The sequence below is a fragment of the Amycolatopsis heterodermiae genome, assembly GCF_034929455.1.
Classification (GTDB): domain Bacteria; phylum Actinomycetota; class Actinomycetes; order Mycobacteriales; family Pseudonocardiaceae; genus Amycolatopsis; species Amycolatopsis heterodermiae.
The window spans coordinates 119707-141646 of the sequence record NZ_JAYFSI010000003.1 but is presented as its reverse complement, the minus strand read 5'-3'; the positions used below and the strand labels follow the sequence as shown (position 1 = coordinate 141646).

At 71.1% G+C, this 21940-nt stretch carries 18 protein-coding genes; 9 read left to right on the top strand and 9 right to left on the bottom strand.

The window, feature by feature from the left end; translation table 11 throughout:
* Positions 1-138: 138 nt before the first annotated feature.
* Complete coding sequence (locus tag VA596_RS16535; RefSeq protein ID WP_323328005.1) at positions 139-966, top strand: M55 family metallopeptidase; 828 nt, start codon at positions 139-141, stop codon at positions 964-966.
* Positions 959-2248 carry a M20/M25/M40 family metallo-hydrolase gene (locus VA596_RS16530; RefSeq protein ID WP_323328003.1) on the top strand — a complete coding sequence of 430 codons (1290 nt, stop codon included), beginning with the start codon at positions 959-961 and terminating at the stop codon, positions 2246-2248. Before VA596_RS16535 ends, VA596_RS16530 begins: the two co-directional genes overlap by 8 nt.
* Here the strand turns inward: VA596_RS16530 and VA596_RS16525 are convergent.
* Genes VA596_RS16525 through VA596_RS16515 form a run of 3 tightly spaced genes read right to left on the bottom strand, consistent with a single transcriptional unit; the run spans position 2245 to position 4946 of the window.
* A complete protein-coding gene (locus VA596_RS16525) occupies positions 2245-2517 on the bottom strand; it encodes a hypothetical protein (protein ID WP_323328001.1) in 273 nt (90 codons plus the stop codon). The genes VA596_RS16530 and VA596_RS16525 overlap by 4 nt on opposite strands.
* A 30-nt stretch (positions 2518-2547) precedes the next feature.
* Positions 2548-3186, bottom strand: a complete 639-nt coding sequence (locus tag VA596_RS16520; protein ID WP_323327999.1) for a class I SAM-dependent methyltransferase — start codon at positions 3184-3186, stop codon at positions 2548-2550.
* 41 nt (positions 3187-3227) lie between these two features.
* A complete protein-coding gene (locus tag VA596_RS16515) occupies positions 3228-4946 on the bottom strand; it encodes a tannase/feruloyl esterase family alpha/beta hydrolase (protein ID WP_323327997.1) in 1719 nt (572 codons plus the stop codon).
* Between the two features lie 150 nt (positions 4947-5096).
* On the opposite strand from VA596_RS16515, the gene VA596_RS16510 reads away from it, so the two are divergent.
* Both VA596_RS16510 and VA596_RS16505 read left to right on the top strand, forming a co-directional pair.
* The gene (locus VA596_RS16510) at positions 5097-9407 is read left to right on the top strand and encodes a GH92 family glycosyl hydrolase (protein ID WP_323328859.1); all 4311 of its coding nucleotides are present in this window, start codon (positions 5097-5099) and stop codon (positions 9405-9407) included.
* Positions 9408-9474: 67 nt separating this feature from the next.
* Positions 9475-10014: a YciI family protein gene (locus VA596_RS16505; protein WP_323327995.1), complete on the top strand. Its 540-nt coding sequence runs from the start codon at positions 9475-9477 to the stop codon at positions 10012-10014.
* Between the two features lie 70 nt (positions 10015-10084).
* Here the strand turns inward: VA596_RS16505 and VA596_RS16500 are convergent, their stop codons facing one another.
* Complete coding sequence (locus tag VA596_RS16500) at positions 10085-10858, bottom strand: alpha/beta fold hydrolase (protein WP_323327993.1); 774 nt, start codon at positions 10856-10858, stop codon at positions 10085-10087.
* A gap of 68 nt (positions 10859-10926) precedes the next feature.
* Here VA596_RS16500 and VA596_RS16495 point away from each other — a divergent pair, with 68 nt between their 5' ends.
* A complete protein-coding gene (locus VA596_RS16495; RefSeq protein ID WP_323327991.1) occupies positions 10927-14049 on the top strand; it encodes a GH92 family glycosyl hydrolase in 3123 nt (1040 codons plus the stop codon).
* Positions 14046-16124: an FUSC family protein gene (locus tag VA596_RS16490; RefSeq protein ID WP_323328858.1), complete on the top strand. Its 2079-nt coding sequence runs from the start codon at positions 14046-14048 to the stop codon at positions 16122-16124. The genes VA596_RS16495 and VA596_RS16490 overlap by 4 nt, the downstream gene beginning before the upstream one ends.
* Positions 16125-16176: 52 nt before the next feature.
* Here the strand turns inward: VA596_RS16490 and VA596_RS16485 are convergent, their stop codons facing one another.
* The 4 genes from VA596_RS16485 to VA596_RS16470 form a co-directional block, all read right to left on the bottom strand.
* The gene (locus VA596_RS16485; RefSeq protein WP_323327989.1) at positions 16177-16806 is read right to left on the bottom strand and encodes a DUF4360 domain-containing protein; all 630 of its coding nucleotides are present in this window, start codon (positions 16804-16806) and stop codon (positions 16177-16179) included.
* A 242-nt stretch (positions 16807-17048) separates the two neighbouring features.
* Positions 17049-17900, bottom strand: a complete 852-nt coding sequence (locus VA596_RS16480; RefSeq protein ID WP_323327987.1) for an LLM class F420-dependent oxidoreductase — start codon at positions 17898-17900, stop codon at positions 17049-17051.
* 12 nt (positions 17901-17912) lie between these two features.
* Entirely contained in the window at positions 17913-18281 is a 369-nt protein-coding gene (locus VA596_RS16475; protein WP_323327985.1) for a VOC family protein, read from the bottom strand.
* Positions 18281-18691, bottom strand: a complete 411-nt coding sequence (locus VA596_RS16470; protein WP_323327983.1) for a nuclear transport factor 2 family protein — start codon at positions 18689-18691, stop codon at positions 18281-18283. The genes VA596_RS16475 and VA596_RS16470 overlap by 1 nt, the downstream gene beginning before the upstream one ends.
* A gap of 105 nt (positions 18692-18796) precedes the next feature.
* Here VA596_RS16470 and VA596_RS16465 point away from each other — a divergent pair, with 105 nt between their 5' ends.
* On the top strand, positions 18797-19237 hold the full coding sequence (locus VA596_RS16465) for a MarR family winged helix-turn-helix transcriptional regulator (RefSeq protein WP_323327981.1): 441 nt from the start codon (positions 18797-18799) through the stop codon (positions 19235-19237).
* Between the two features lie 106 nt (positions 19238-19343).
* Entirely contained in the window at positions 19344-20324 is a 981-nt protein-coding gene (locus VA596_RS16460) for a malate dehydrogenase (protein WP_323327978.1), read from the top strand.
* Positions 20325-20381: 57 nt separating this feature from the next.
* Here the strand turns inward: VA596_RS16460 and VA596_RS16455 are convergent, their stop codons facing one another.
* Positions 20382-21242 (bottom strand): Vgb family protein, encoded by an 861-nt coding sequence (locus VA596_RS16455; protein WP_323327975.1) that lies wholly within the window; start codon positions 21240-21242, stop codon positions 20382-20384.
* Positions 21243-21339: 97 nt separating this feature from the next.
* Between VA596_RS16455 and VA596_RS16450 the strand changes: the two genes are divergently transcribed.
* Positions 21340-21918: a ClpP family protease gene (locus VA596_RS16450; RefSeq protein ID WP_323327973.1), complete on the top strand. Its 579-nt coding sequence runs from the start codon at positions 21340-21342 to the stop codon at positions 21916-21918.
* Positions 21919-21940: the final 22 nt, after the last annotated feature.

Sequence of the window (21940 nt, the reverse complement as noted above, 5' to 3'; positions counted from 1 at the left end):
TACCCGGACAACCGCGCAATATGTTGCCGCCTCGGCAGGTGTCCGATCGTTATCGACCGGACAATTGTCACTCAGCGTGACATTCGGCGGGTGGGATTCGGTGCTCGCGGGTCGCGCGGGCTGGTTAGAGTGCCCCGCATGCGCATCATGATCTCGGCGGACATGGAGGGCGCCACCGGCGTCACCTGGACCGACGACGTCGTGCCCGGTTCGCCGCCGTGGGACCGCTTCCGGCGGCTGTTCACCGGCGACGTCAACGCGGTGCTCGCCGGGCTGTTCGAGGCCGGGGCCAGCGATGTTCTGGTGAACGAGGCCCATTCCTCGCAGCGGAACCTGCTGCTGGAGGACCTCGATCCGCGGGCGCGAATGCTGACCGGGCGGCACAAGCCGCTGTCGATGATGCAGGGTGTCGACTCCGGTGTGGACGGTGTCGTCTTCCTCGGTTACCACGCCGGTGCGGGGTTCGACGGGGTGCTTTCCCACACGTACCTGGAGAACCAGATCACCGGGGTGTGGCTGGACGACGTCCCGGCGAGCGAGGGCCGGTTGAACGCGGCGATGGCCGCGGAGTACGGCGTGCCTGTCCTGCTCGTTTCGGGTGACGACGAAACGTGTGAAGACGCGCGTGATTACGCACCGGACGCGGAGCTGGTCCAGGTGAAGGAGTGCGTCAGCCGGTACGCGGCGATCTGCCTGCCGCCTGCGCGCACTGCGGAGCTGCTGACCACCGCGGCGGCCGACGCGATGGCGCAGGCCGGCCGGCTCGAGCGCCGCGTGGGGCCGCACCGGATCGAGGTGGAGTTCGACGCGAGCCACCTGGCCCAGGCGACGGCGGTGATCCCGACGGTGGAGCAGATCGGCGTGCGCCGCGTCGGGTTCGACGCGGCGACGATGACCGAGGCGATGAAGGCGTTCAAGGTCGTGACGGCGATCGCGGCGGGGGCGGTGCAGGGCATCTATGGCTGACGTCGTCGAGCTCTGCGCGGACCTGATCCGGTTCGACACCACCAACCGCGGCGGGGGCGACGCTTCGCCGGAGCGGCCGGCGGCGGAGTACGTCGCCGCGTTCCTGGACGGGCTCGGCATCCCGTCGAAGATCTACGAGGCCGCGCCCGGCCGGGCCAGTGTGATCGCGCGGGTCGTGGGCACCGATCCGTCGTTGCCGGCGCTGCTGGTGCAGGGGCACCTGGACGTCGTCCCGGCGGACGCCGCGGACTGGTCGGTGCCGCCGTTCTCCGGTGAGGTCCGCGACGGGTTCCTGTGGGGCCGCGGCGCGACCGACATGAAGGACTTCGTCGCGATGGTGCTCGCGGCGCTGGCCGGCGGGGTGCGGCCGCGGCGTGACGTGGTGCTGGCGTTCGTCGCCGACGAGGAGGACCGCGGGGACTACGGCGCGCACTGGCTGGTGGCCAGGCATCCCGAGCTGTTCGAAGGCTGTGCGGCGGCGATCAGCGAGTCGGGCGGCTACACCTACCACGTGCCGACCGCGGACGGCCGGATCGTGCACCTCTACCCGGTCGGGACGGCCGAGCGCGGGACGGCGCACCTGCGGCTGACCGCGCGTGGCCGGGCCGGGCACGGCTCGCGCCCCAACGACGAGAACGCCGTCACCCGGTTGGTGGGCGCGTTGCACCGGATCGCGGCACACCGCTGGCCGGTGTCCCTGACGCCGACGGTCCAGGCGTTTCTCGAACGGACGGGCGCGGCGCTGGGCGTCTCGGTGGATCTGTCCGATGTGGACGCGACGGTCGCGGCGCTGGGCCCGGCGGGGTCGCTGGTGGTACCAACCGTCCGCAACAGCACCACCCCGACGATGCTGGACGCGGGCTACAAGGTGAACGTGATCCCGTCGACGGCGACCGCGCAGGTCGACGTCCGGGTGCTGCCGGGCACCGAGGAGGCGTTGTTCGCGGCGCTGGACGAGCTGCTCGGCGAGGGCGTCACGCGGGAGTTCGTCGCGCACCAGCCGCCGGTGCAGGCCCCGGTGGACTCGCCGTGGTTCTCCTCGATGGCTGCCGCTCTGCAGGCCGAAGACCCCGAGGCGGTGGTGGTGCCGTACTGCATGGGCGGCGGCACCGACGCGAAGGCGTTCGCCCAGCTGGGGATCGCGAACTACGGCTTCGCACCGCTGTGGCTGCCGGCGGGCTTCCCGTACCGCGCGATGGCGCACGGAGTGGACGAGCGGGTGCCGGTGGAGGGCCTGCACTTCGGGACACGGGTGCTCACCCGTTTCCTGGAGAGCTGTTAGACCTGGGACTCCGCGCCGACCTCGGCCACGGCCCACACGACGCACCGCACCCCGGGCTGGTCGGTGAACCCCCGGGCGAGCATGTCGTCGTGGTAGCGGCGCGCGTTCGCTTCGTCGGCGTAGACCTGGATCATGTGGCCGTCGAGGGTCCAGGTCCCGTGGACGAACCCCGGCGTGCCGACCTTGCTCGAAGCCATGAGCGGCACCTGGGCGCGCAGCTCGTCGAGCTTCTCCGGCGCGATGTCCCAGACTCCGATGACGGCCCACATGCCCCTTGAGTCGCGGCCGGGCCGGGCACGTTACCGGGTGAAGGTGGCCCAGTAGCGGAGGCCGTCGTGGATGGTCTCCAGGCTGACCAGCCGTACGCCGCCCTGGGCGACCGACTCGATCTCCGCGCGGCTGAACGGCCACGGCGGGCCCGGCTCCGGGGCCACGTTCTCCTCCGCCACCTCCGACACCAGTGCCGTCCCGCCGGGCGCGAGGAAGCCGGCCAGGGAGGTGATCGCCGCCGCGCGGAAGTCGCGGGGCATCGCCTGGATGTTGATGATCTCCACCACCAGGTCGAACGCCTGGTGCCACTCCCCCGGCGGGTCCAGCAGATCGGCCACCACGTAAGCCACCGAGGACTCCGGGAAGCGGGTACGGGCGGCCTCGACGGCGGTCGGGGCGACGTCGAACGCCGTCACCGCCCAGCCGGCCGAGGCGAGCAGTTCGGCGTCGTCGCCGAGGGCGCTGCCCACGACGAGCGCGCGGCGGCCTTCGCCGGGACGCAGCCAGTCGGCGAGCGCCGCGTTCGGCTTGCCGCGGGTCCACGGCACCTTCGCCTCACCGCGGGAAGCGGCGGTGTAGAGCTGCTCGAACCATGCGGTCGGGCTGCCTTCGGCGAGGGAGGCGCGGGACAGGACACGGTCGGCGGGCTCCGGCGGCGTCGGGGTCATGATCACGACCTTAGCGACGACCCCGGGCCCACATGACCGCTTTACGGCGCGACCGGCCCCGGCAGGCCGTAGAGGGCGTTCCCGGCCCAGTCGACGACGTCCCGGAACGGGGAAACCGGCGGGGGCTGGCGGAAGTTGGTGACGTCCCGGACCGGCGACACGGGCGGCGCGGCGTGGAAGTTCGCGGCGTCGTCGACGCTGCCGGTGCCGTCGTAGACCGCGCGCAGCGGGTACGGGAACACCGGGCGGGTGCGGGTGACGTTGCCGGCGTCGTCCCGGCCGGTCGCCGTGATGCGGGCCGGGGCGGTGCCGCGTTCGACCCAGGCGACCAGGTCGCGCAGCGGGTCGAACTCGGTGAGCGTGGTGCCGCCGCCGCAGTGGTAGAGCGACGGGACCATGAACAGCCGCGCCCAGTCCTGGCCGACCCCGTGGGTGAGCCGCTGGTAGTAGTCGAGCGTGCCGGACGGCGGGATGGCCTCGTCGGCCCAGCCGTGCCAGAGCACGAGCTTGCCGCCGCGCTGCCGGAACGCCGAGAGGTCGGTGCTCATGGCGTTGTAGCGGACGCCGACCGGGGTGAGCCGGTCGAACTCGCTCCGGGTGAAGGCGAAGGTGTCGACGGTGGAGGCGGGCGCGCCGATCGGGTAGCCGAGGTAGCGGAGGTAGTTGTCGGCGAGGCTGCGGGCGAAGGAGACGCCGCCGGTCTGGGGCAGGCCGATGATCCACCCGGCCCAGGACAGCTCCGAGCCCTTCGGCTCGCCGCCGGGGTAGAGCAGGGTGCCCCGCGGGTCGGTGGGCGGTGAGTAGAGCTTGCGGGTGGCGGTGACCTGGGCCGGGGTGAGGCACGCCGGGGTGTCGGGTCCGGCGCAGGTCAGCGCGGCCGGGTCGAAGCGGCAGGCGCGGGGGTCGTCGAGCTGGCCGTCGGTGAGGCCGTCGAGGCGGTCGCAGGTGGCGAGGACGGCGCTGTGCAGTGCGGGCAGTTTCGCCGCGGTGAGGATCGGCGATCCGTCGGCGGCGGTGTTGACCCGCGCCAGCCAGGTCTGGAACTCGAGCAGCGGGCTCCAGTAGCCGGCCGGGGCGCCGGCGACGATGCCGTCGAAGTCCGCGGGGTAGCGCTGGGCCAGCTGGAGGGCTTCGCGGCCGCCGTCGGAGCAGCCGCTGAAGTAGGACTTCCTCGGGGGCGCGCCGTAGAAGGCCTGGATGATCGCCTTGGAGGCGCGGGCGACGACGTGCGAGGCGCGGAACTCGAAGTCGTCGCGGGCGGCTTGGTCGTGCGCGCCCCAGCGGCCGTCGTCGACGACGCCGGGGGTGCGTCCGACGTGCCCGTCGTCGGTGGCGGCGACCGCGACGTCGCCACCGTGGGGCAGGCCGCAGTCGGCGAGGACGGGTGGGGTGACGACGCCGCAGAAGCCGCCGCAGCCGTACTGCAGGTACCGCCCGGCGTAGGTCCGGGTGGGCAGCCGCAGCTCGAACCGGACGGCGGGTTCGACGTAGCCCTGGACGCCGCAGTACTCGGGGTCGGTGTCGGTCGCGGGGACGACGGCGGCCGCGGTGACGTGCGTCCCGGCGCCCGGCAGGGTGAACCCGCGGACCAGGTCGCCGCAGGCGGTGATCGGCCGGACGGGCGAATCGGCGACGGCCGGGGCGGTCGCGGTCGCGTCCGGCCGGACGGCGGGGTCGTCGGTGGTGGCGGCCGCGGAGGCGAATCCGGTGGTGGCCAGCGCGAGTGCCGCGATCGCGCCGATGGTCCGGACGCGTCTCATCTGGTCTCCGTTCCCTCGGTTGTCCAGTTCTGGCCAGGTTTGCCGACCGGTCTTGACATCGATGTCACCCGCGCGTTTGTCTTCCTGGGCGCCGCCAGGTTCCCCGCCCGCGCGGTGCCCTTGTTCATCCCTCCAGAGCTTGGAGCAATGATGCCCCGAAGCGCCAGACCACCGGTCGCCATGATGCTGGCCGCCACCGTGGTCGCCGCCGGCCTGGTCGCCCTCCCGGCGGCCGCGTACGCCGCCGAGGACGCCCTCCCCGCCGACTTCTCCTCCTCGTTCGAGGCCGGTGACACCCAGCCGACGTGGACCGACACCGTGGACACCGACGCGGCGGGCAAGCCCCGCGCGTTCGGCGTCAACGGCGCGAACGGCACCGCGATCCCGGGTGACATCCGCGGCAAGGTCACCGAGACCAGCGCGAGCAGTGAGAACACCGACGGCGGCGAGGTGGTGTCGAACCTCGTCGACGGCACCACCGACACCAAGTGGCTGTCCTGGGACCCGACCGCGTGGGCGCAGATCTCGCTGTCGGAACCCACCTCGATCACACACTACGCGCTGTCGTCGGCCAACGACTTCGACGAGCGCGACCCCAAGGACTGGACGCTGCAGGGCTCGAACGACGCCCTCGCCTGGACCGACCTGGACAAGCAGGCCGGGCAGGCGTTCAGCGCGCGGTTCCAGCAGAAGGACTACAAGCTGGCCGCGCCGACCGCGGCGTACAAGTACTTCCGGCTGAACGTCACGGCCAACAACGGCGGGCCGATCCTGCAGCTGTCGGAGCTGCTGCTGGCCAACGACGACCCGGCACCGCCGCCGCTGCCGAACATGCGCAGCTTCGTCGACTCCGGCCCGACCAGCGGTTACACGAACAAGAACCGCGTGGGCTTCACCGGTCTCAAGGCGTTCCGCTACTCGGGCAGCCAGACCGAGGCCGGGCACGGCTGGTCGTACAACAAGATCTTCGACGTGAACGTGCCGGTCGTGGCTTCGACCGAGCTGTCGTACAAGGTGCAGCCGCAGTTCATCACCGGCGACCTGAAGTACCCGAGCACGAACGTCGCGATCGACCTGGCCTTCACCGACGGCACGTACCTGCGCAACCTCGGCGCGACCGACCAGTACGGCTTCCCGCTGACCCCGGAGGGCCAGGGCGCCTCGAAGGTGCTCTACGCCAACCAGTGGAACCTGGTGCGCTCGGCGATCGGGCAGGTCGCCAAGGGCAAGACCATCGACCGGATCCTCGTCGGGTACGACAACCCGAACGGCCCGGGTTCGCTGCAGGGCTGGCTGGACGACGTGAAGGTGTCGGCGACCCCGACCCCGCCCGCGAGCGCCCGCCCGAGCGACAACGTGGTCACCACGCGGGGCACGATGGCCAACAGCACGTTCTCCCGGGGCAACAACTTCCCGGCCACGGCGGTGCCGCACGGGTTCAACTTCTGGACCCCGGTCACCGACGCCGGCTCGGGCAGCTGGCTCTACAACTACAGCACCCAGAACAACGCGCAGAACCTGCCGCAGCTGCAGGCGTTCAGCGTGAGCCACGAGCCGAGCCCGTGGATGGGTGACCGGCAGGCGTTCCAGGTGATGCCGTCCGCGGCCGCCGGGGTGCCCGACGCCAACCGCGACGCGCGGGCGCTGGCCTTCAAGCACAGCGACGAGGTCGCGCGGGCGCACTACTACGGGGTGCAGTTCCAGAACGGGATCAAGACCGAGATCGCGCCGACCGACCACGCGGCGATGATGAAGTTCTCGTTCCCGGGCGCGGACTCGAGCCTGATCTTCGACAGCGTCAACAACTCGGCCGGGCTCACGCTCGACCCCGCCACCGGCACGCTCTCGGGCTACACCGAGACCAACGTGTACGCCGGTGCGGGCCGGATGTTCGTCTACGCGACGTTCGACAAGCCCGTCACGGCCGGGGGCAAGCTGACCGGTCAGGGCCGCGACAACGTCACCGGGTACCTGCGGTTCGACGCCGGTGCCGACAAGACGGTGAACATGAAGATCGCGACGTCGCTGATCAGCGTCGACCAGGCGAAGAAGAACCTGGCGATGGAGATCGCGCCGGCCGCGACGTTCGACACCGTGCGCGACGCCGCGCAGAAGGCGTGGGACGACCAGCTGAAGGTGATCGAGGTCGAGGGTGCGTCGAAGGACCAGCTCACGACGCTCTACTCGAACCTCTACCGGCTGTTCCTGTACCCGAACACCCAGGCCGAGAACACCGGCACCGCCGACAAGCCCGCGTACAAGTACGCGAGCCCCGTGTCGCCGAAGACCGGCACGGACACCGCGACCCAGACCGGGTCGAAGGTGGTCGACGGCCAGATGTACGTCAACAACGGGTTCTGGGACACCTACCGCACGACCTGGCCGGCGTACTCGCTGCTCACGCCGGACATGGCCGGGAAGATGGTCGACGGGTTCGTGCAGCAGTACCGCGACGGCGGCTGGATCGCACGCTGGTCCTCCCCCGGTTACGCGGACCTGATGACCGGCACCAGCTCGGACGTCGCGTTCGCCGACGCCTACCTCAAGGGCGTCAAGAACTTCGACGTCAAGTCGGCCTACGACGCGGCGCTGAAGAACGCCACGGTGACGCCGCCGAACTCGGCGGTCGGCCGCAAGGGTCTGGACCAGGGCATCTTCCTCGGCTACACCCCCAACACCGCCAGCGAGGGCTTCTCGTGGGCGATCGAGGGGTACGTCAACGACTTCGGCATCGCCAACCTGTCGAAGAAGCTGGCCGACGAAGCCGCGCCGAACGACCCGCGCAAGGCGGAGTACCAGGAGAACTACGAGTACTTCACCAGCCGCGCCCAGCAGTACGTGAACCTGTACGACCCGAGCGTCGGGTTCTTCCAGGGCAAGGACGCGAACGGCAAGTTCACCAAGACGAAGGACCAGTACGACCCGCGCTCGTGGGGTGGTGACTACACCGAGACCGACGGCTGGGGCATGGCGTTCACCGTGCCGCAGGACGGCAAGGGCCTGGCGAACCTCTACGGCGGTCAGGCGGGCCTGGCGAACAAGCTGGACCAGTTCTTCGCCGACCAGGAGACCGCCAACTACCCGGGTTCCTACGGCGGCGTGATCCACGAGATGCGGGAGGCGCGGGACGTGCGGATGGGCCAGTACGGCCACTCCAACCAGCCGGCGCACCACCTGCTCTACATGTACGACTACGCGGGTCAGCCGTCGAAGACGCAGGCGAAGGTCCGTGAGGCGCTCTCGCGGCTCTACAACGGTGCCGAGATCGGCCAGGGCTACGCCGGCGACGAGGACAACGGCGAGATGTCCGCGTGGTACATCTTCAGCGCGCTGGGCTTCTACCCGCTGCAGATGGGCAGCCCGAACTACGCGATCGGGTCGCCGCTGTTCAAGAAGGCGACGATCCACCTGGCCGGCGGCAAGAACCTGGTGATCAACGCGCCGAAGAACAGCGCGAAGAACGTCTACGTCCAGGGTGTGAAGGTCAACGGCAAGGCGTACAGCTCCACGTCGCTGCCGCAGGACGTCATCTCCCGCGGTGGGGTCATCGACTTCGACATGGGCCCGAACCCGTCGAAGTGGGGCACCGGCCCGAACGACGCCCCGGCGTCGATCACCAAGGACAACGCCGTCCCGACCCCGCTGCACGACGAAACCGGCGACGGCAGGGGCACGCTGTCCACTTCGGACGGCTCGAACGCGGGTGCGCTGCTCGACAACACCTCGCGCACCCAGGCCGCCGTCACCGGGGCCGTGCAGTACCAGCTCAACTCCACCGACGAGGCCGTCAGCCACTACACGCTGACGTCCCAGACCGGTGCGGGTGACCCGAAGAGCTGGACGCTGAAGGGTTCCTACGACGGCAAGACGTGGGCGGTCGCGGACCAGCAGACGAACCAGAGTTTCGCCTGGCGGCAGCAGACCCGCGCGTTCAAGGTGGCCAACCCGGCGCACTACGCCTACTACAAGCTCGAAGTCACCGCGACCAGCACCGGCGCCCCGGCGCAGCTGGCCGAGTTCGAGTTGCTGGGCAAGCCGGACGCCTCCTGCACTAAGACGATCACCGGTGCGTCTTCCGGGCCGCTCAACGTCTCGAGTGGCACGGTGTGCCTGCAGGACGCGACGGTGTCGGGTCCGGTCACCGTGGGCGGCGGCGCTTCGCTGATCGTCCGCGGCGGTGAGATCAAGGGCCCGCTCGCCGCGACGGGTGCCGCCCAGGTCGTGCTCAACCGCACCAAGGTGGACGGCCCGGTGGCGATCACCGGGGTGACCGGGCAGGTGTCGATCGAGCTGACGACGGTCGGCGGCCCGGTCGCGCTGACCGCCAACCACGGGCCGGTGCTCACGTCGAGCACCATCGGCGGCCCGCTGGCCTGCGCGATCAACTCGCCCGCCCCGACGGACTACGACCTCCCGAACACCGTCCGCGGCCCGTCCGCCGGTCAGTGCGCGAAGATCTAGTTCCTGAGTAGTTTCGTGAAGGCCTCCCGCCGCCCGGCGGGAGGCCTTCACGCTGTTCGGAGGTGGGATGGAGTTCTTCTGCTACCACCGGGACCGGCCCGGGTCGGCGGGGTTGCGCGGGGAACTGCTGACGGCGCACTGGTCCTACATGGACCGGTTCCCGATGATCGCCCGCGGCCCGACGGTGGACGGGGACACACCCACCGGCAGCGTGCACGTCGTCGACCTGCCGGATCCGGCGGCCGCCCGGGCGTTCGCCTTCGACGAGCCCGGGTACCAGGCCGGGGTGTACCGGGACGTGCTGGTGCGCCGCTGGCGCAACACGCTGGGCCGCACGATGTGGGACTTCCCGGGCGGCCGCACCGGCGGTCACCGGTACCTGGTGCTCGGCTTCGGCGCCGGGGAACCGGCCGACCTCGACGTCCCGCCCGGGCGGGACGAGCTGATCGCGTACGGGCCGCTGCTGTCCGACGACGCCACCGCGTGGCTGGGCACGGCGGCGCTGCTGCGGGCCCCGGACCCGGACACCGCGCGAGCCGTCCTCACCGCAGGCCACTACGCCGCGATCGAGGTCCACGCCTGGCGGTTCGGCGGGCGGCCGGGCTGAAGCGGGTGTCAGTTCCCGATCTGTTCCCCGGCGCCGTCGATCGCCTGGGCGGCGACGGCGTTCGGCGTGATCAGGCGCGGCGCAGGCCGGTCAGCTCCTTGGTGAGCACGTCGGCGAAGAGGGCCGGTTCGGCGACGAAACCGAAGTGGTCGCCGGGGAACTCGACGCAGCGGCAGGCCAGGTGCTCGGCCTGGACCCGGGCGCCGCGGGTGTAGTACTCCTCGCGGCTGACGGCGCCGGTGGCCGTGACCACCGGGATGCCGGTGCGGCGGACCGCGTCCAGGTCCGGGTGGTGCCACGCGATCGGCAGGAACTCACGGCGCAGGAAGTGGTCGGCGGCCTCGGGGCGGGGGAAGTCGGCCGGGGACGCGCCCCACAGCGCCAGTGCCGCCGCCGCGCCCCGGCTCTCGTAGGTGGCCCGGATCTCGCGGGCGAACGCCAGGCGCTGCGGGGCGTCCGGCAGCAGCGGGATGCTCGGTGCTTCGTGGACGACCAGCTCCGCGACGACGTCGGGCAGGTGCGCGGCCAGTTCGAACGCGATCGAGCCGCCGCCGCCCTGGCCGAACACCGCCGCCCGCGCGGCGGCGGGGCGGGCGGAGTGGATGACCGCGGCGGCGTCGCGGGCCTGCTGGGCCATGTCGAAGTCGGTGTCGCGGCCGGCGCTACGCCCGGTGCCGCGGCGGTCGTAGGTCAGCACGGTGAACTCGTCCGCCAGCTGCCGCGCCAGGCCGGCGAAGCGGGCGCCCTCGCCGCCCTGTCCGGCGATCAGGAGCAGGAGCGGGCCGGAGCCCCGCAGGTCGTAGGTGAGTTCGGCACCCTCGTGCCGGACGGTGTGCGTGCTCACCGCCGCCTCCCCCCACGTCCGAGTCTGCCGGGCCACACGCTACGCCGATCGGCGGATACGGTGGGCGCATGCCCGACGCCGTGTTCTTCTCGTCCTTCGAAACCGGTGAGCCGCAGCCCGCGGACCCCGCGCTGCGGGTCGACAGCGGCCCGGACCGCTCCCCCACGGCCAAGACCGGAGTCGGCTTCACCGGGGCCCGCGCCCTGCGCTACAGCGAGCGGCCGCGCAGTGTCCTGTTCGAACTCGACGTGGCCGTCACCGGCCGCACCGAGCTGTCCTATGTGGTCTTCCCGCAGTCCGACGGCGAGATCCCGGCCTACCACGCCACCTGGGTGAGCCTGGACGTCGAGTTCGCCGACGGCACGTCGGCCGGGTTCGCCCCGGTGGACGACAAGACGCTCTGGGTGGACCAGTGGAACCTCGTCCGCCGCCCGCTCGGGGCGTTCGCCGGGCGCCGGATCAGCCGGATCGTGCTCCTCACCGCGGCGCCGGAGGGCGAGATCACCGGCTGGGTCGACGACGTCCGCGTCGGCGAGCGGGCCGAGGCGCCGCGCGAGCCCGTCGACCTGGTCCGGACAACCCGCGGTTCGCACTCCAGCGGTGACTACTCCCGGGGAAACAACTTCCCGGCGACGGCCGTCCCGCACGGGTTCAACTTCTGGACCCCGGTCACCGACGCGAAGGTCACCAACTGGATCTACTCCTACCACCGCCACAACGACGACCGGAACCGCCCGGCGCTGCAGGCGCTGGCGCTGAGCCACCAGCCGAGCCCGTGGATGGGCGACCGGCACACCTTCCACGTCATGCCTGGCACCGGCCCGGTCCAGCCCGACCGCCGCAAGCGCGCGCTGGCCTTCTCCCACGACGACGAGACCGACTCGCCGTTCCACTACGGCGTCCGCTTCGCCAACGGGATGACCGCGGACCTCGCCCCGGCCGACCACGCGGCGATCATGCGGTTCACCTTCCCCGACAAGCACGGCTGGCTGCTGTTCGACAACGTCGGCCTCCGCGGCGGCCTCCGCCTCAACGCCGACACTGGGGTCGTCACCGGCCACACCTGGGTCCGCAGCCGCCTGTCGGCCGGCGCGCGCCGGATGTTCGTCTACGCCCGGACCGACGCCCCGGCCACGCGCGGCGCCAAGTACCGCCGGCCGTGGCGGCGCGTCTCGGGCTACTTCGAGTTCGACGGGCCCGAGGTGACGCTGCGGATCGCGACGTCGCTGATCAGCCTCGCCCAGGCCAAGCGCAACCTCGAGCTGGAGATCCCCGCCGGGACGACGTTCGAGCAGGTCCGGTCGCAGGCGCGGGAGCTGTGGCGGGAGCAGCTCGGCCGGATCGAGGTCGAGGGCGCGAACGAGGACCAGCGGACCACGCTCTACTCGAACCTCTACCGGCTGTTCCTGTACCCGAACAGCGCGCACGAGAACACGCCGAAGGGGATCCGGCACGCGAGCCCGGTGCTCGGCCGCCGGTGGCCGAGCACGCGGCGGCGCACCGGCGCGAAGGTCGTGGACGGCGAGATGTTCGTCAACAACGGCTTCTGGGACACCTACCGCACCACCTGGCCGGCGTACGCGCTGCTCACCCCGGCCCACTGCGGCCGGATGATCGACGGGTTCGTCCAGCAGTACCGCGAAGGCGGCTGGATCTCCCGGTGGTCGTCCCCGGGGTACGCGGACCTGATGACGGGCACCAGCTCCGACGTCGCGTTCGCCGACGCCTACCTCAAGGGCGTCCGGAACTTCGACGTCGAGGCCGCCTACGACGCCGGGCTGAAGAACGCCACGGTCACCCCGCCGCACCGCGCGGTCGGCCGCAAGGGCCTCGACCAGTCGATCTTCCTCGGCTACACGCCGACGTCCGTCCACGAAGGACTGTCCTGGGCGCTGGAGGGCTGCGTCAACGACTTCGGCCTCGCCAACCTGTCCGACGCCCTCGCCCGGGAGAGCGAAGGGCCGCGAGCGCGGATGTACGCCGAGTACGCCGCCTACTTCCGCGAGCGCGCGAAGCACTACGTCCACCACTTCGACCCGAAGATCGGCTTCTTCCAGGGCCGCAAGCGCGACGGCAGCCGCAAGTTCGCCCCCGAGGGGTACGACCCGGCGGCGTGGGGCGGCGACTTCGTCGAGACCAACGCCTGGAACACCGCCTTCACCGCCCCGCACGACGGCCCCGGCCTGGCCGCGCTGCACGGCGGCAATGAAGGTCTCGAAGCCAAGCTCGACGAGTTCTTCGCGACCCCGGAGACCGGCCGGCGGCCCGGCGCGTACGGCGGGCTGATCCACGAGATGACCGAGGCCCGCGACGTCCGGATGGGCCAGTACGGCCACTCCAACCAGCCCTCGCACCACATCCCCTACATCTACAACCTCGCCGGCGCGCCCGCGAAGGCCCAGCGCGTCGTGCGCGAGGTGCTGCGGCGGCTCTACCTCGGCAGCGAGCTGGGCCAGGGGTACCCCGGCGACGAGGACAACGGCGAGATGTCCGCCTGGTACGTCTTCAGCGCGCTGGGGTTCTACCCGCTGGCCGTCGGCAGCCCGCGGTACGCGATCGGCTCACCGCTGTTCGAGAAGGTGACCGTGCACCTGGGCGAGGGCAAGGAGCTCGTCGTCCACGCGCCCGGCAACACCGAGGAGACGGTCTACGTCCGCGGCCTGACCGTCGACGGCGAACCGCACGAGTCCACGACGATCTCCCACACCACCCTCGCCGGCGGCGCCGAACTCGTCTTCGACCTCACCACCGAGCCGACGACCTGGGGCGCCTCGCCGCCGGAAGCCGAGCAGCCGGAGCCGATCACCGACCTCACCGGCACCGCGACCAGCGCCGACGGCACCCGTGTCGACGCCCTGTTCGACGACACCACCGGCACCCAGGCCACCTTCCGGAGCGCCACCCCGTCGATCGAGTTCACGGTCACCGGCGAGCCCCGCGAGGTCACGATGTACACGCTGACCTCCGGCACCCGCGGCGGCGACCCGAGCGCCTGGATGCTGGAAGGCTCGGACAACGGCACCGACTGGACCACCCTCGACGAACGCACCGAGGTGCTGTTCCGCTGGCGCCGCCAGACCCGCCCGTTCGTCCTCGCCACCCCGGCCGCGCACGCGCGCTACCGCCTGCGGGTCACCGCCGCCCGCGGCCGCCGGGCCACCCTCGCCCAATGGGAGCTGCTCGCCCGATGAACCGCTTCCGCACCGCCGTGCTCGACCGGTTCGCGGCGGCCGACCCCGGCCTGGTCCGGCTGCGCCTGGCCGGCTCCGCGGTCCTCGGCATCATCCTGGCCGTCGGCGCGCTGCTCCCGGTGCACCTGCCGCTCACCGTGATGCTGGTGGGCGCCATCGCCGCGATGATGACGGCGTTCACCGTCAACGACGCCACCCCCGGCGGCCAGGCGATCACCCTCGGCCTCGCGTTCCTGACCGGGGCAGCGTCGATCACCGTCGCCAGCCTCGGCTCGGCGCTGCCGCCGATGGACAGCATCGTCTTCGTCATGCTGATCTTCGTCGCGGTCTACGCCCAGCGCTTCGGCCCCCGTGGCACCGCGCTCGGCTCAATCGGGTTCTTCCTGTTCTTCTTCCCGATGTTCCTGCAGACCCACCTCAAGCAGGTCCCGCAGCTGCTGCTCGCGCTCGTCGTCGGGGTGCTGGCCAACGCCCTCGTCCGGTTCGTGCTGCTGCGCCACAATCCCGAGGCGGAGTTCCTCCGGGTACGCCGTGCTTTCCGCGCCCGGCTCGCCGAGGTCGTCCGCGCCACCGAGGCCTACCTCGCGGTGAACGGGAGCGAACGCACCCGCAAGCAGCTGCGCCGCTCGATCAGCCGGCTCCACGAGTGTGTCCTGCTCATCGAGGACGCCGCACCCGACGTCGTCGACGCCCGCGCCGCCGACGTGCTGCGCCGCCGCGCCATCGAGGTCGAGCTGGCCGTCGGCTGGCTCACCAGCACCGTGCAGCGCACCTGTTCCGACGAGCTGACCGCCGAGGTCCGCGACGACCTCATCGCCCGGCTCGCCCGCTTCCGCGCCCTCATGGAACGCGACCCGCGCGAACTGCCGCTCATCAGCCAGACCGGCGAGTACAGCCGGATGCTCGTCGAAGGCAGCCGCATCGACGAGCACGCCGCCCCGGGCGACGGCGTCCGGAAGGCGCTGGCCGAGCTGGCCCTGGCCGACGACCGCGCCCAGCGTGCCGCCGTCCCCGAAACCACGGCCGACCCCCTCGACGAGGACGACGAACCGACACCGCGGTTCGCCTACGACAACCAGACCCGCAGCGCCATCCAGGCCGTCGTCGGCGGCGGGCTCGCCGTGCTCGGCGGGGAACTCGTGTCCCACCAGCGCTGGTACTGGGCCGTGCTCACGGTGTTCGTCGTCTTCATCGGCGCCTCCAGCGCCGGCGCCACCTTCGTCAAGGGCGTCCGCCGCCTCGGCGGCACCCTGATCGGCATCTTCGGCGGCGTCCTGCTCGCCTTCCTGGTCGCCGGCAGCACCCCGGCCACGCTCGCCCTGATCCTGGTCTGCGTGTTCGGGATGGTCTACACCGCACGCGTCTCGCAGGTCGTGATGGCGTTCTTCGTCACCAGCATGCTGGGCCTGCTCTACAGCCTGCTCGGCACGTTCAGCTTCGCGGTCCTCTGGATCCGCGTCGCCGAGACCGCCGTGGGCGCCGCCGCCGGCATCCTCGCCGCGATCGTCATCGTCCCGGTCCGCACCCGCTCGGTCATGCTCGACGACATCACCGAGGTCCTCGACGAGCTCGCCGAGTTCCTCGAACACGCCGAGGGCCTGCTCGCCGGGGAGGAGAACGTCAACATCATCGAGCTGTCCCGCGACCTCGACCGCGCCGTCGAGCAGGTCCGGACCACGATCGAACCCCTCACCCACCCGGTCAACTTCCGCAGCGCCCGCCGCGACTACGGCTGGCACGTGCTCACCACCCTGGAGACCATCGCCTTCCGGGCCCGGCACGTCGCCGCACGCGCCCAGCCCGGCCAGCTCGCCGGCGGCGACGTCGACCGGCTGCGGCAGTTCACCGGACGGCTGCTGGCCAACATCGACGTCCTGCGCAAGGCACTCGAAGACCCGGGTGGCCCGGCACCCGGGACGCTCGTGCGCGACGACGGCACCCCGGTGTCCGACCGCGTCGAACAGGCCGAAACCCGCGCCGTCCTCTCCAGCCTCAGCCACCTCGACGAAGGCCTCGTCTCCCTCGGCCGCGTCTTCCACGTCGAGGCCACCGATCCCCGCGTCCCCGCGAAATGACCGGAAGGGCGGCGCGGTCCCCGACGACCGCGCCGCCCCGCTCATCGGTGCGCTACGGGCAGACCAGCCACGCGAAGTGGTACGTCGTGGTGATGCTGCCGTCGGTCGAGTCCATCGTGACGAAACTGGTCGTCTTCTTCGGATCCGACGTCCCCGCCGCCGCACGCAATTCCGTGTTGATGTTCAGATTGCGTTCCTCACCGCACGGCTTGAACACGATGGCCCCGACCTCCGTGGAATCGGTGAAATGCCAGTCGTCCTCGAACGCGCCGGTCAGCGGATGCTGGATGTACGCCGTCGGCGAATTCCCCTGGAAATAGTAGTTCGCCCGCTCCAGACCCGTCGCGCCGCGTTCCAGGTGCGCGAAACCGCGGTAGTCGGCCTGGGCGATCCCGTAGGTGAACCCCTGCGGGACGTGCACCCGCAGGCCGATCTGGCAGTTCTTCCTCCCGTCCAGCGGGCCGGCACCGACGCCCACCAACGCCGTGTAGGCGCTGTAGGTCACGGTGAACGCCGTGTTGTCCTGCGAGACCGCCACCGCCGACGTGCCGAGCGGGCAGCCCGTGCCGTTCGCGTTGACGACGTCGATGACAATTTTGTCCGGCGGCGGAGGAGTGTTCCAGGAATGGGGAGTCACCACAGAGGACAGCGCCATTACGGCAGCAACGACCGCAGAAAGCATCAGAATCCTTCCCAATACAATCCGATTGGGGACCGGGGCCGGACCATGGTAGCGAAAGGATCATGGTCCGAAACCCCGCTAAACGGAGCAACACTGCGTAGTCGCCCCAGCACGCGCAAATCGCTCAGATTACGACAACCACCGAGACTATTGATTCCCCGGCGACCGGAAATGTATCCGGAAAACGATTTCGCGCCGGTGGATCACCGTTTACCCGGAACGATCACCCCCACGACGTCCGGTCAGTCCAGTAAGCCCGCGACCCGCCCCAGCGTCTCGACACCCGCCACCGACCAGGGCCCGGCCGTGATCACGACCGCGTGGTCGATGCCCCACGCGGCGAAATCCGTGCACCGGTGAGCGAACGACTCCGCCGACTCCCCGGGCGAGAGCCGCGTGCTGAGGGTCTTCTCGATCTCCCCGTACGGCCGCCCGGCCTCCTCGCAGTGCCGCGCGAGCACCGCCAGCTTGTGCCGGACCGTGCGCCCGCCGTCCGGGACGTCGAAGACGTTGCACGCGTCGGCGTACCGCGCGACCAGCCGCAGCGTCTTCCGCTCCCCGGCGCCGCCGATCAGCAGCTTCGGCCGCCGCGCCGGCCGCGGGGTGCCGATCGGCCGTTCCAGCCGGTAGTGCGTGCCCTCGAACGGCGAGGTGTCCCCGTCCCACATCCGCAGTGCCAGCTGGACCGTCTCTTCCATCCGTTCGAACCGTTCCCCCACCGGCGGGAACGGCAGGCCCATTGCCCGCGCCTCGCCGTCGTGGTGCCCGGTGCCGATCCCGAACCGCGCCCGCCCGCCGGACAGCACGTCCAGCGTCGAGACGGCCTTGATCAGCAGCGCGGGCGGCCGGAACGTCACCGCCGACACCATCGTGCCCAGCCCGACCCTGCTGGTCCGCGCGGCCAGGAACCCCAGGGTCGTGTACGCCTCGAGCATGGCCGAATCCGCCGTACTGTTCGGGTCGGCCTGCAGCAGGTGGTCCGCGACCCACACGGTGTCCAGGCCGGCGTCCTCCGCCGCCACGGTCACCGCCGCCAGCTCCTCGGTGAGCTTGTCCGGCCACGAGAAGTCCGTGATCCCGATGCTGAACCGCATGACACTCCCCTCTCAGGCTCGCGTGAGCAGTTCCATGTTGTGGCCGTCGGGGTCGGCGAAGTAGACACCCCGGCCCCCGGCCTCGTGGTTGATCTCGCCCGGCATCCGGTGGAACGGGTCGGCCCAGAACGCCACCCCGGCCACCCGCAGCCGCGACAGCGCCGCGTCGAACTCCCGGTCGCCCACGAGGAACGCGTAGTGCTGCCCGTGCACCTTGCCCTCGGCGGTCGCGAAGTCCAGCGTGACGCCGTTCGCGACCGGCAGCGGCCGGAACGGCCCGTCCACCGGTCCCACCGGCAGCCCGAGGATCCCGGCGAGGAACTCCGCCGACGCCTCCCGGTCGGTCGCCCACACGATCGTGTGATTCAGTTCCACGCTCATCACGCGGCACCCTTCCCGGCGGGCGTGAACGGCGGCGGCCCGCCGATCGCGCTGAGGTGGATGCCGGCCAGCCGCCAGCCGCCGTCCTCGCGCACCAGGACGTGCGTGGCCCGGAACCTGCCGTCCGCCGGGGTGCCCTTGAACGACGCGGTCTGCTCGTGGACGCCGATCGCGATCGCCGTCCCGCCGAACTCCCGCACGTCGACGTCGTGCCAGTCGAGGGACTTCGTGACCAGCTCGCCGGTGCGGTAGCGCGCCAGCCACTGCGGCCGGTCCAGCACGAACCCGACCGGCCCGACCAGCCGGAACCCGTCGGTGACCAGCGCGCCCAGCGTCTCGGTGTCCCCGCGCACCTCGGCGTCCGCCCAGCGGCGTCCCAAGGCCTTGACCTGCTCTTCGGTGCTGCTCATGATCCCGCTCCCATCCAGTCGGCGACTTGATGAGGAAAACGTTAGAAGTCTAACCGTTCGATGTCAAACGCTTAGACCTCTCGTCTTCTGCGGTACGGTCACCCCGTGCCACCACCCGCCACCGCCCCCATCGGCGTCGTCCTCGCCCGCACCGCCAAGACCGCCGCGCGCGCCTTCGACCACGCCCTCGCCACCGCCGGCAGCTCCCAGCCGATCTGGCAGATCCTCATCTCCCTCAAGACCAGAACCGTCGCCAACCAGCGCGAACTCGCCGACGCCGTCGGCATCCAGGGCGCCACCCTCACCCACCACCTCAACGGCATGGAGACCACCGGCCTCGTCACCCGCCGCCGCGACCCCGACAACCGCCGCGTCCACCTCGTCGAACTCACCGACCAGGGCGAGCAGCTCTTCCACCGGCTCGCCACCGCCGCCATCGCCCACGACAAACGCCTCCGCACCGGGTTCACCGACGACGAGATCACCCTCCTGGCCAGCCTCCTGCACCGCCTCGCCGCCAACGTCACCGACGAACCCGCCCCGTGAATCGATCCAGCGAGAGTGACTGGACGCACCCGTACGGCCACCACGGAGAGGGATAGGCTCCCAGGCACAAGCCAAAGTCGTCTCAAAAGCAAGCTGGAGTAGCGCTATGACCCAAGCCCCCGTCAACGTGACCGTCACCGGCGCCGCCGGCCAGATCGGCTACGCGCTGCTCTTCCGCATCGCGTCCGGTCAGCTCCTCGGCCAGGACGTCCCGGTGAAGCTGCGGCTCCTCGAGATCCCGCAGGCGGTCAAGGCGGCCGAGGGCACCGCCATGGAGCTCGACGACGGCGCCTTCCCGCTCCTGGCCGGCATCGACATCTTCGACGACCCCAAGCAGGCCTTCGAAGGCACCAACATCGCCCTCCTCGTCGGCGCCCGCCCCCGCAGCAAGGGCATGGAGCGCGGCGACCTCCTCGAGGCCAACGGCGGCATCTTCAAGCCCCAGGGCGAAGCCATCAACGCCGGCGCCGCCTCCGACATCAAGGTCCTCGTCGTCGGCAACCCGGCCAACACCAACGCCCTCATCGCCCAGTCGCACGCCCCCGACGTGCCGGCCGACCGCTTCACCGCGATGACCCGCCTCGACCACAACCGCGCGCTCGCCCAGCTCTCCAAGAAGCTCGGCGTCTCCGTCACCGAGATCAAGAAGCTCGCCATCTGGGGCAACCACTCCGCCACCCAGTACCCCTCGGTCCAGCACGCCGAAGTCGCCGGCCAGAGCGTCGACGTCGACCAGGCCTGGCTCGAGAGCGACTTCATCCCGACCGTCGCCAAGCGCGGCGCGGCCATCATCGAGGCCCGCGGCCTCTCCTCCGCCGCCTCGGCCGCGTCCGCCGCCATCGACCACGTCTACACCTGGGTCAACGGCACCGCCGACGGCGACTGGACCTCCGCCGCGGTCGTCTCCGACGGCTCCTACGGCGTCCCCGAGGGCATCATCTCCTCGTTCCCGGTCACCGCCGCGGGCGGCGAGTACAAGATCGTCCAGGGCCTCGAGATCGACGAGTTCTCCCGCGCCCGCATCGACGCCTCCGTCGCGGAGCTCGTCGAGGAGCGCGACACCGTGCAGAAGCTCGGCCTCATCTGAGCCGATCTCCCGCAGTGAAAGGGCCGCCGTCCCGTGTGGACGGCGGCCCTTTCCGCGTCAGTACGGGATCCGCGCGAGCTTCCCGACCTCCAGCGCCGTCCACAGTGCACCGTCCGGCCCCACGGCGATCCCGTGCGGCTCCGACCCCGGCGTCGGCAGCTCCAGCTCCGTCACCCCACCGTCCACGGTGACCCGCGCGACCCGGTTCGCACCCCACAACGTCACCCACAACGCGCCGTCCCCACCCGCGACGATCGCGTGCGGCCGCGAAGCGCGATCCGGCAACGGGAACTCCACGACAGCGCCGTCGACGTCGATCCGGCCCACCTGCCCGGCCCCGATCTCCACGAACCACAACGCACCGTCCGGCCCGGCCGTGATCCCCACCGGCGCCGCCGCCTCGGTCGGCACCGGGTACACCGAGACCTCGCCGTCCGTCGTGATGCGCCCGATGGCGTTCGCCTGGTTCAAGGTGAACCACAACGCCCCGTCGGACCCCGTGGTGATCATCGACGGGAACGCGCCCGACACCGGCAACGGGAACTCCGTCACCTCACCCTCGACGGTGATCCGGCCGACCCGATCGGCGTTGATCTCGGTGAACCACAGCGCCCCATCGGGACCCGCCGCGATCCCGTACGGCGTCGGCACCCCGAACGACGACACCGCACCGCCGGTCGTGATCCGCCCGATCCGGTTCCCCTGGTACTCCGTGAACCACAACGCGCCATCGGGCCCCGGCGCGATCACCGTCGGCCCGGTCGACGCCGGCTCCAGCTGGAACACCGACACCTCCCCCGCCGCGAACCGGCCGATCTGTCCGCTGTGGACCAGCGTGAACCACAACGCCCCGTCCGGCCCCGTCACGATCCCGTACGGCCCCTGACCCGGCACCGGGAACTCTTCGATCGACGGCATCCCCACCCCCATTCCCGGTGATCGCCCGGAGCGAAACTCGCACGCCCACAGCGAACGACGATCACCACCACACCCCCAGCACCCTACGGTCGGCCCCATGACCGTTCTCGCCGTACCCGACATGCAGGCACCCGGCCAGTCCTTCACCGACTCCGTCAACGAACAGCTCCTGCGCGACCGCATCGTCTTCCTCGGCACTGAAGTCACCGACGACGTCGCCAACCGCATCGTCGCCCAGCTGCTCCTGCTCGCCGCCGACGACCCCGCGAAGGACATCACCTTCTACATCAACTCACCCGGCGGCTCCGTCACCGCCGGCATGGCCATCTACGACACCATGCAGCTCGTCAAACCCGACGTCTCCACCTGGGGCCTCGGCTTCGTCGCGTCCATGGGCCAGTTCCTGCTCTCCTCCGGCACCCCCGGCAAGCGCTACCTGCTGCCCAACACCCGCGTCGTCATGCACCAGCCCTCCGCCGGCATCGGCGGCGCCGCCGCCGACATCGCCATCCAGGCCGAGGTCTTCGGGAAGATGAAGCGCCGCATGGCCGAGCTCACCGCCCAGCAGACCGGCCAGACCGTCGAACGGATCACCGCCGACGCCGACCGCGACCGCTGGTTCGACGCCGACGAAGCCCTCGCCTACGGCTTCGTCGACCGCATCGTCACCGCCTGAGAGGCACTGAGAACCTCTGACA